We start from the raw sequence: 2,596 nt of genomic DNA, 5'->3' as shown, positions 1-2,596 counted from the left end.
GTTATCTTCAGGTCAAAAAAATGTCGTTTGAAGATAGAAAAATTTTTGTTGCTCCTTCACAAATTAATTACAATTGGGAAATAATTTAGAAAAGAGAAAAACTTATTATTAAATTTAAAATTCAAATTTAAAAAGGAGACATAAACACAATGAAAGATGTCAAATTATCCGATAGCGCCAAAGAAACTGTTGAGATAATGCTAACTGCATGGCCTGCGATAGTCAGGGAGAGATGGAGAGATAAGATTCTTCATATTGCAAAGCTTTATGGAGCATCGAAGGGGTGTGATGAAGTCGATGATAAAACTTTAATTGAAACCATCGATCTATGGCCCCTTTCTGAAAATAAATGGAGATTGAAATCTGCAATTGCAAAGAGCCGTGGAGAATCTCTCCAAATGGGGTTTAAGAAAGATATGCCGGGTTTCACTCCCTCTGTAAGCTCATGGAGTGCCCCTTCTGAGAAGAGGATTGCAAAGAGCAAAAAAGAAAAACTTAAAGTAACAGCAGTATTGGGAAGTCCTCGAAAGGGTGGTAATACCGATATTTTATTGGATAAAATGCTCGATGGTGCTCAATCGGCTGGCGCAGAAACGGAAAAGATTGTTTTATCAAAGCTTGATATAAAATTTTGTACAGGTTGTGATGCCTGTACAAAAAAGAATCTTGAAAATTATTGCACTATCAAAGATGATATGACTCGTGAACTTTACAAGAAATTTGTTGACTGCGATATCCTTATAGAAGCCTTTCCAATATATACGGGTAGGGAAAGTGCTATGCTTGCCAACTATCACGATAGACTTTATGGATTGGGGCGACTTCCATGGACATGGGAGACAGAGGAGTTGAGAAAAGGTGCGATCATTGTGACTTGGGGCGCACCGGGAAAATCCTCCTTTGAGAATGTAATTGAACACCACATTAATTTAATGGCATGGCACGGCATTATTGTCGAAGAAGCTGTCTATGCCTCCTTTTGCACTGAGAAAGGAATCATTGCTTCAGATGAAGATGGATTGAAAAAGGCATTTGAAGCAGGAAGGAAAATCGTTGAGCTATAAGAAAGGCAATAAAAGAATCAATTTATTTATCAACTTGAACTGTTGACCTTTTTTGTTCCCGAGAAATTGCCTCTATTGTTTTCCAGTTTGATCATCTTTACACCGTCAACATAATCGACGGTTTGGGTGCTTTTCAGCTGTTCGATATTGCTGATTACATCGCGAATACGCATAGCCATTTTATGGATTTCCTCTACGCGTTTTCTATCCTTTTCTGTCAAATTCTCTTTATGTTTCAAGATTAGTTCACTGTAGCCCAAGATTCCGCCAAGAGGATTGTTTATTTCATGTTTCAGTGTTATACCGATTTCTCCCACAGCGGCAAGACGCTGTGCATCAACAAGAGCTTCTTCCATCTGCTTTTTCTCTGTGATATCGCGGAATATAATAATTCCGCCACAATAATCGCCATTTTTGTCTTTGAAAAGACTATTAGTAGATTCAACAGGAAAAATTTCACCATTTTTTCTCTTCCATAAAGTTTCATGAGTTTTGACTTTTCCCTTTGCAAATAATTCTTCCAATGCTTCTCTTCTTTTTTGCAGTGAAGCGCTATCAGGAGAAGCAAGCATTGATGTATGCATCTTTTTCAATTCGTCCTTGCTATAACCCAAAATATTAATTGCCGCCTCATTGCATTCTGTTATCATTCCTGTTTTTTCCACAATCAAAATTCCATCGACAGATGACTGTATTACCTTTTCAAGCATCTCTTTTGCTTCAGTTGTCTCTGCAATGCTGTTTTTCAACAACCCGGCAGTTTCACGCTCTTTTTTTATCTTCATAACAAGAAAAATTCCAAGTGCTATAGTTGCAATTGTCAATATTATAAGAATTAGTGTTTGTTTCAATGCATTTTTTGTAATAACTTGAATCTCTGATACAGGCACATTGAAAACTACTGTCCATTTCTGCCCCGGCAGGCTAATTGTAGTAGCAGAGAGATATTTTTCACTTTCGCCTTTAACGGAGTATCGAAATACTCCATCACCCTTGTTTATCATTGCTTCAAGAGACTCAAAGGAAGTATGGCACTCATAACATTTTTTACTTCTCGAGAATATATTATTGTAAACCATTTCAGGATGGCGGCTGTGGCTTAAAAGAGTGCCATTGGAATCAAAAATGGTTATATATCCGCTCTTTTGAAATGTCGATGAAGATGCAAATTTATCAGTTACCCATTGTAGTGGAAAATCTACAGTCAAGATTCCTTTGAAAACTTTTCTGTTTTTTTTGGTTGTCTCAAACAAAGGAATAGCAAAATGAATCTTTTTTTCGTTATTTTCATGAGTTAGTTTATTTGAGAGATAGGGGACTCCCTTTATCCTGCAAAAGTTGAAATATGTTTGATTTTGAACATTAGTGCCAATGATATTTTTAGCTTCTTCTTTGGGGTAAAAATGTGTGACAATGCCATTTTCATCAATTCTTCTGAGAGATAAAATATAGTCCTTCATTCTTTCATAAAAGAAAGCAAGCTGACTATCACAATTTTTATCACCTTCTACAATTGAATGATGGGATGCCAT

The 2,596-nt window shown here is 36.4% G+C and carries 2 protein-coding genes; one reads left to right on the top strand and one right to left on the bottom strand.

Annotated elements, in window-relative coordinates:
• Positions 1 to 149 precede the first annotated feature (149 nt).
• Positions 150 to 1,064, top strand: a complete 915-nt coding sequence (locus D6734_10910; protein RMF93073.1) for a flavodoxin family protein — start codon at positions 150 to 152, stop codon at positions 1,062 to 1,064.
• Positions 1,065 to 1,093: 29 nt separating this feature from the next.
• Here the strand turns inward: D6734_10910 and D6734_10905 are convergent, their stop codons facing one another.
• Positions 1,094 to 2,596 (bottom strand): PAS domain S-box protein, encoded by a 1,503-nt coding sequence (locus D6734_10905; GenBank protein RMF93072.1) that lies wholly within the window; start codon positions 2,594 to 2,596, stop codon positions 1,094 to 1,096.

Source organism: Candidatus Schekmanbacteria bacterium (assembly GCA_003695725.1).
Classification (GTDB): Bacteria; Schekmanbacteria; GWA2-38-11; order GWA2-38-11; family J061; genus J061.
This window is presented reverse-complemented; position numbering and strand designations above follow the sequence as displayed.

Bases quoted from the DNA above. Each gene is read 5' to 3' on its own strand.
- D6734_10905 (RMF93072.1), bottom strand. From the start codon at position 2,596: ATGGCATCCCATCATTCAATTGTAGAAGGTGATAAAAATTGTGATAGT.
- D6734_10910 (RMF93073.1), top strand. From the start codon at position 150: ATGAAAGATGTCAAATTATCCGATAGCGCCAAAGAAACTGTTGAGATA.